Origin of the sequence: Sphingobium olei, from assembly GCF_042678845.1 — a bacterium.
Taxonomy (GTDB): domain Bacteria; phylum Pseudomonadota; class Alphaproteobacteria; order Sphingomonadales; family Sphingomonadaceae; genus Sphingobium; species Sphingobium olei.
In genome coordinates this window covers 1-6,650 of the sequence record NZ_JBHTLS010000076.1, presented here as the reverse complement: position 1 = coordinate 6,650, position 6,650 = coordinate 1, and the positions used below count along the sequence as shown (strand labels likewise).

Sequence of the window (6,650 nt, the reverse complement as noted above, 5' to 3'; positions counted from 1 at the left end):
GCTCAATAACGCCATGTCCAACACTCCATATACCCTCGCTTGTCAAAGCCAGGGACGAGTTCAACATGGGTCAATTCTCAGCGGAAATTTACGCCCTACCCGGGTCACTTCTCAGTGGAAATCAACAAAGACGGCATGCGTAGAATGCAAAAGAGGCGTCGCGGATATGCTCGTGACCCGCATCGAACACGACATGGGTCTGAACGGCGCGCCGAACCGTCGAATGCGCGCCAAACCAATTGGTCAGGGCGTTAGTCGTCTCGCGCTTATAGCCCTGATTGTGATCGATCCAGTGCAGCCGCCTCCAGACATCGGCCGGGGCCATGTCGGGGTCGAGAATCAACGCGCGAAGTCCTGCCAACCGCACCAGATCGGCGACCTGGGCCTTGGCCGAGTGATTGCTGTTATCAACGAGTGGCTCGCCATAGTCGCGTGCCGCGTCGAGCAGTGCGCTGAGCTGCGCGCTTGTCAGTATCTCGATCGAGCTGTCGCTGAGGTGCGCAAGATCGAGCCGGTCGTCATTCTGGTCGAGGTCGCTGACGGTGACCCCGATATGCGCGTAGAGCGTGCGGACGGCCAGATCCATGGACACCGTGCCGAGCCCGAGATCGTGCAGCACCTCCCAAGCCAGCCGCCGATCATCCTCGCCACCTTGCGCCAGCAGCCGCTCGATCGTCTCGGCGAGATCATCGATCCGGCCCAGTTCACGCAGCGCGTCGGCGGCGCGGCTGCGCTCGCCATAGTAGCGCGCGGTGTCGAACATCATCGCGCGCAATTCCGGTTCCAGTGCCGCAGTCAGTTCGCTTCCCGCCATTGCCTCGACCAGCAACAGCGTGAGGTGCGTGTGCTGATCGGGCGTCCCGATCAGGGCAAGAATGTCGTCCTTGAGTTCGACGCGCATGAGACCGCTTGCCGGATGCCGGCCCCAATCCTCCGCGCGAAAAAACGGGTCGCGATCGGACAGCGCGGCCAGGGCGCGCAGTAGGCCGCGCGCGACATGGACGGGCATTGTCTCGGCATCGCCGTAGCGCAGCACCGCATAGGGATCGGCGTCGACACAGATCTCCGCCAGCGTATCATCGAAATAGGCCAGCCAGGCGTGCAGCCCGCGTAGCGATGTCGGTACGCCGTGGCCCTGGCCGAACAGCGAGAAGAGCCGCCGCGCCGACACGCCGGACTGGAAGCAGCGCGCGAGCCACTTCGCGCCGAGATACTCAGCGATGACCCGGTGCAGGAGATGAAAGCGCTGACCACCTTCCGCTTCGAACAGCCGCGTGTGGAGCGCGGCGTCGATGGTCTCGGCATGCGGAAGCGCGGCGATGCTCCCGACATGGACGCAGCCATCGGGTATCTTGCCCGCCGGGCCGTTGAACAGACCCGCAAGGTCGCACAGCAATTGGGTGGCGGCGTAGGCACCAGCGGCGAGAAGCAGTTTCTCGGCCTCGGCATGTGCGTGCTCGGCGTCGTGATGGCGCGGATTTTCTTCCTGCACAAGAAGCTGACACGCGCGATCAAGTAACTGCGCGCGGCTATTCGGCAATGCCTCGTCGCTCGCCGCGACCTCGCCGATCAGCCGCAGCGTCAGTGGATTCTTGTAGATTTCCTCAAGCCCACGATCGGCAAGATGGGTGAGCACGCCCTCAGCATCGACGGAAGGGAAATTACGGCGAAGGAAAAGCGCCGCATCATCTCGGTCGAACGCCAGCAAGTGGAGGAGAATGGCGGGTTGCCCATAATCATCCTCGATCTTGATTCGATCGGCCGCCCCGCGCCAGTCGACTTCGCGGCTCGACAGGATGAAGCGGGGATAGCCGAGCTTCGACAATTGACCGAGAATGGCATCGACGCCGCCGCCAACGGTCGCCGACGCGATCTCGTCCAGCCCGTCGATGACCAGACATTCGCCATTGGGGATCAGGCGTTCAGGCTGAGCATTCCGCACGAAACTTGCCGCGCGGACGTAGACGAAGCCGGCCTGCCGCCCGATCGCCTGCGCCAGCACGCTTTTGCCCAGGCCCGGATCGCCAAGGATGACGACTGGACCATCCAGATCAAGGATCGCCGCCTGATCAATGATCACCGGCACGCGCGAGGTCGGGTCTTCGCGCTCAAGCCTCCGGTCAATCTCGATACTGGGTTCGACGTCCGCCATGATAGCAATTTAATCATTGCTGCTCTTTTCAATCAACGCGTAGTGGTCGCGTATCACCTCGACCGCGTAACGGGCGTGCTTCTTGGGCCGCGACCCGGTCGAGAGGGCCGGCTACGATCGTCCAATTCCCGTCGGACAAGCGCTCGGCGGCGCGCGCGTAATAGAGCGCGGCCGCATGGCAACATGTGGGACGGAAGAACAAAGATAGAAAAGATCATTGCCGGATCGAACGGGCGACCCCATCTTCGTCGATCAGGGCAAAGGGGGCTCATGACGCTCGAACAAGAGATCATCCAGGCGCTCGAAGCGGGCCAGTGGCTCGATTTCGTCAGTCGCTATAATCTGCGCGACGACGCCGATGAGGCTTCGATGCGCGCGCTTGCCATCGGCCTCCACAAAAAAGGCCGTTTCGATCTGCTGGCCGCGATCGACGGACTTGACGATGATGGCGACACATTCCGCTTCTACGAGATCCAGCAATTCTATTCGGACGCGCTGCCGCAGCTGAACGCCGAACCGGTGGCTATGCTGAAGGCGGTCCGCCGCCTAGTCGAGGAAGGCGGCCCCAATCGCGACGGCGGCTTCATCGCGCTGCCATTCCGCGATTGGTGCAAGGGCGCCGGACGCGCCACCGCCATCGCCGCATTGCTCGATTTCAAAGAACCGCGCGATGGCTGGTATCTTCGCCTTGCGCTTGAAGGCGCGTCAACGAGCGATCCAGACGGCGCGCTCGACTGGGCGCTCACCCTGATCGCGAACCAAGCCGGACCGCCGCGCACCGCCGCGCTCGAGGCACTTGGCTCGCTTGGCACAACCCCAGCGCTCGCGGCCCGCGCGATCACCGCGCTGCGCCATCATCTCGAACAGGAAACCGATGACCAAAGCCTTGGCATAGGTCTCTACTCCGCGATCGAGCTGCATGGTCGCGGCGAACAGGCCAACCCGGCCGATACTTCCGCGATCGTCACCCTCGCCGCGAACCGCGGCGGCAGCGAGATGCGCGGCCGGGCGATGCAGGCACTCTGGTTTCAGTGGAAGTCGGCCACGCCAGCGATCCTCAATCAGCTTATAGAGATCGCCGAGACCATCGATGGCGACGATGCTGTGGCAGTCGATCATCTCGATCATGCGCTCTACCAGATGATCTCGGGCAAGCATGTTGAGCGCGCCATCGGCATTGTCCGCAAACTCCTTTCCGCAAATCGCGGCGCGCTGACCGTTCACAGTTTCGACGGGTTCGAGCATCAGTTGCTGACCCAGCATCGCGCGCGTTTCGAGACGCTCGCGGTCGAATGGTTCCTGAGCGGCGACCGCGCGCTTGGCGAAGCGGTCATGGCGCTGGTCGCCAAGGTACATGGCGCGCCGATGGTGCTCCGTCCTGACCTCGCCCCGTTCGGCTATGGTCCGGCCGAACTCATCTTCCTCGCACGCAAGGCGGTCGGCTACCTCTTTTCCACCCCGGTCACGGCCGCTTCACTGCTGATGGCGATCATGCGCACTGGTATCGGCGACGCAGTCAAGGGCGCGACCGAACTGCTGTTCGATCCGCTGCTCATCAACTATTCGGGCGAGCTTGGCGACCATCTGCGCGAGGCTGCCAAGGACACTAATGATCCGGCGGCCCAGCATGTCCAGGCGGCGCTTCAGCAGCTGGAAAACTATCTCGAACGATTGCGCGCGGTGGGTCGGGTGAAGGCGCTCGACCCGTCCGAGCGTGAGCGGATGATCGAATGGCGCCGCCGGCAACAGGAGATGGAAGAGGCGATGAAGGCCGGCGAGAAGGAATCGATCTTCTCGCTGCTCGCGACCAAGGTCGTGCTGCTCTACGGCAATCGCTCGATCACCTATGTGCAGCCGTTCGGCGATGAGCCCGGCCCCGAACGGCGCATTGTCACCGAAATGCAGAGCCACCATCATTCCCACGAATATGCGCGCATGATCGTGGTCGATCCGCACGGGATCGATCTCATGCTGCGACATTTCCGTGTCGAGCGGTTGCCGACATGAGGCTGATGATTCGCGAGTATCTGGCCTCGCTGCGCGAGCGAGGCGAGCTGGACGCGATCCTGCCCGATCTTCTGACGGAGATGGGGTACAGGGTTTTTTCGCGCCCGAGCGTGGGCACGCGCCAGCATGGCGTCGATATCGGCGCGGTCGGGCGCGATACCGACGGGCAGGACAAGGTCTTCCTGTTCTCGGTCAAGGCGGGGAACCTCACCCGCCAGGACTGGAATGTCGGGCAGCAGGCGTTGAAGCCCTCGCTCGATGAAATCCTCCACGTCTATCTGCGCGCTCGGCTTCCGATCGAGCACGCTCAGCTTCCCGTTGTCGTCTGCCTCACTTTCGGCGGCGGGATCGATGAGAGCGTCCGCTCGGATGTCGAAGGCTATATCGACTTCAACTCGAACGACCGGATCAGCTTCAGGCAATGGGACGGCGATCATCTCGCCGCGCTTATCGACGAAGGCCCCTTACGCGAGGGTCTGATGTCGGGCGATTTGCGCGGTCATCTGCGCAAGGCGGTGGCGATGGTCGAGGAACCGGAAGTGGCGATGAGCCATTTCGGGCAGCTGATCCGGGTGCTGACCGACGAAGCCAAGCCGAAGAGGGCGGATCGGCTGCGCCGCGTGCGGCAGATGACCCTCTCGCTGTGGATCATGTTCGGCTGGGCGCGCGAGGCCGAGAATGTCGAAGCGCCCTATCGCGCGAGCGAGATGGCGCTGTTGCACGCGTGGCAGTTGCTGAAACACAATCTCGGCAAAACCACCCAGGCGGGTGAAGCCGCTGGTCTCGCGTTCAACGCGCTGGTCGAACTGCACCATGCCATCTGGGACGAACTCTACGCCGAGGCGATCCTGCCGCACGCCGATACCCAGCATGGCATCTCGTCGGCGATCCGCTCGATGAGTGCGGTCGATGTGAACCTCAAGCTCTTCGACATGGTCGGCCGGATCGCGCTGCGGGGGCTGTGGCTGGTTTGGCTGGCCAGTGATTTCGCGAAGGCGCCTCAGCTCGTGCCCGACGGCGATCAGGCGGAAGCGATTGATGAACTCGCGGCCCAGCTCGTGGCGCTGATCCGCAACAACCCGGCGCTGTTGACGCCGATCGCCGACTGGCAGGCGATCGACATCGGGCTCGCGATCACCTTTCTCGCCTGCCGCAAGCCGTTCCACGACGCGATCGGCCAATGGGCCGACAGGCTCTCGGACAACGCATGGTTCGCCTATCGCACGCATGGGGCCTACCCGACCCGGCACGCGAGCTACTGGTATCTGGTCGCGCACCCGGCGAGCAGCAGCGACGAATATCGCCAGGATTCTACCGAGGGGAGCGTGCTCTATCCGATGCTCGCCTTCTGGGCCGAGGCGCTCAAGCGCGAGGACGTGCTCGACCGGATCGTCGACTTCAAGGCCGAGGACCTGCCGCACTGCAATTTCCAGATGTTCCTACTCGACCAGGACAGCGAGGCGCAGCTCTATCTTGGCGACGATCGTCACGGCTCGGTGTTGTGCGATGTCACCCCCAAGAAGGGCGAGACACGCACGATGTTCATGGCGCGGCGCGAATGCGAAGCCATTACCGATTATGATCGGCTCTCGGCGGTCGAGCTTGGCCATTGGCCTATCGTCCTGACAGCCTGCCGGTTGCATCGCATGCCGGTGCCGCCACAGCTTTGGCTCGATATCATCGACGCAGTCGCCAAGGACGATGATCGCCCCGTTTCCGCTATACCCCCTGCATCACGCGGCCCACAGCCGACACGTAGCCCGATTCCCAGGCGCCGCTGGCGCCCGATGCTGCGGGCAAGCATCAGCCGCCCCGCTGTCGCTGCCGCGGCGCTCGACAATCACGAAATCGCGCGTGCCTGCTCGATGCACATCGCGCTAGGCGACGTCCAAGTCGATTGAGCGCAGCTGCGATTGGTACCCGTCCGGTGCTTGTCAGTCACGCTAGGTTCCTTGCGGCGCCTCTACGTTTCCCGTCGGGCGACACCGTGCGGTGCGCCACAGCTCAATTGCGCAAGGACATGAGAGACGACAACGTGCGAACACGTCAGCTCAGCGCTAACTCGTAAGGCGGCGCCGTCTATTTCCCACTCCAAAAGCGACCGTCAGAGCGGTCTGACCGCTTTTAGGATGCCGCGGTATAGCGGCGATGGCCTCTTAAAGGCGCGAAGCCGAAGCGCGTTTCGCCGCCCGGAGTGTCCGCTATCCCAATCGCGCTCCTGAAAGGAGCCATTCGGGACTGTCGACATCCCTGCCGTGAGCCCCTCGTTCAACAAATGACATTTGAAGCATGATTCGGTAGAAATAGGGCCGACGAATCAGCCTTATTTTTGGTCTGTGATTCCGCGTTTGAGAATCGAACCCATGTCAAACGGCGCGCAAACGGGACCCCGTATCGGCGTCGAAGAGGGACCCCCTTTTCGAGATTAGGCGGACGGTTGTGGGGAGCGCCCTGCGCTGGGTGCGGTGGAGGTCGGGCGTAGCCCGGCCGG

3 protein-coding genes are annotated in these 6,650 nt (G+C 62.9%); 2 read left to right on the top strand and 1 reads right to left on the bottom strand.

Translation table 11 applies throughout. The annotated features are described in order from the left end of the window. Positions 1 to 121 precede the first annotated feature (121 nt). On the bottom strand, positions 122 to 2,152 hold the full coding sequence (locus tag ACFQ24_RS04645; protein WP_380909332.1) for an NACHT domain-containing protein: 2,031 nt from the start codon (positions 2,150 to 2,152) through the stop codon (positions 122 to 124). 270 nt (positions 2,153 to 2,422) lie between these two features. On the opposite strand from ACFQ24_RS04645, the gene ACFQ24_RS04640 reads away from it, so the two are divergent. Next, positions 2,423 to 4,159 carry a hypothetical protein gene (locus ACFQ24_RS04640; RefSeq protein WP_380909330.1) on the top strand — a complete coding sequence of 579 codons (1,737 nt, stop codon included), beginning with the start codon at positions 2,423 to 2,425 and terminating at the stop codon, positions 4,157 to 4,159. Beyond that, positions 4,156 to 6,060 (top strand): hypothetical protein, encoded by a 1,905-nt coding sequence (locus ACFQ24_RS04635; RefSeq protein WP_380909328.1) that lies wholly within the window; start codon positions 4,156 to 4,158, stop codon positions 6,058 to 6,060. Before ACFQ24_RS04640 ends, ACFQ24_RS04635 begins: the two co-directional genes overlap by 4 nt. The last annotated feature ends 590 nt before the right edge of the window (positions 6,061 to 6,650 follow it).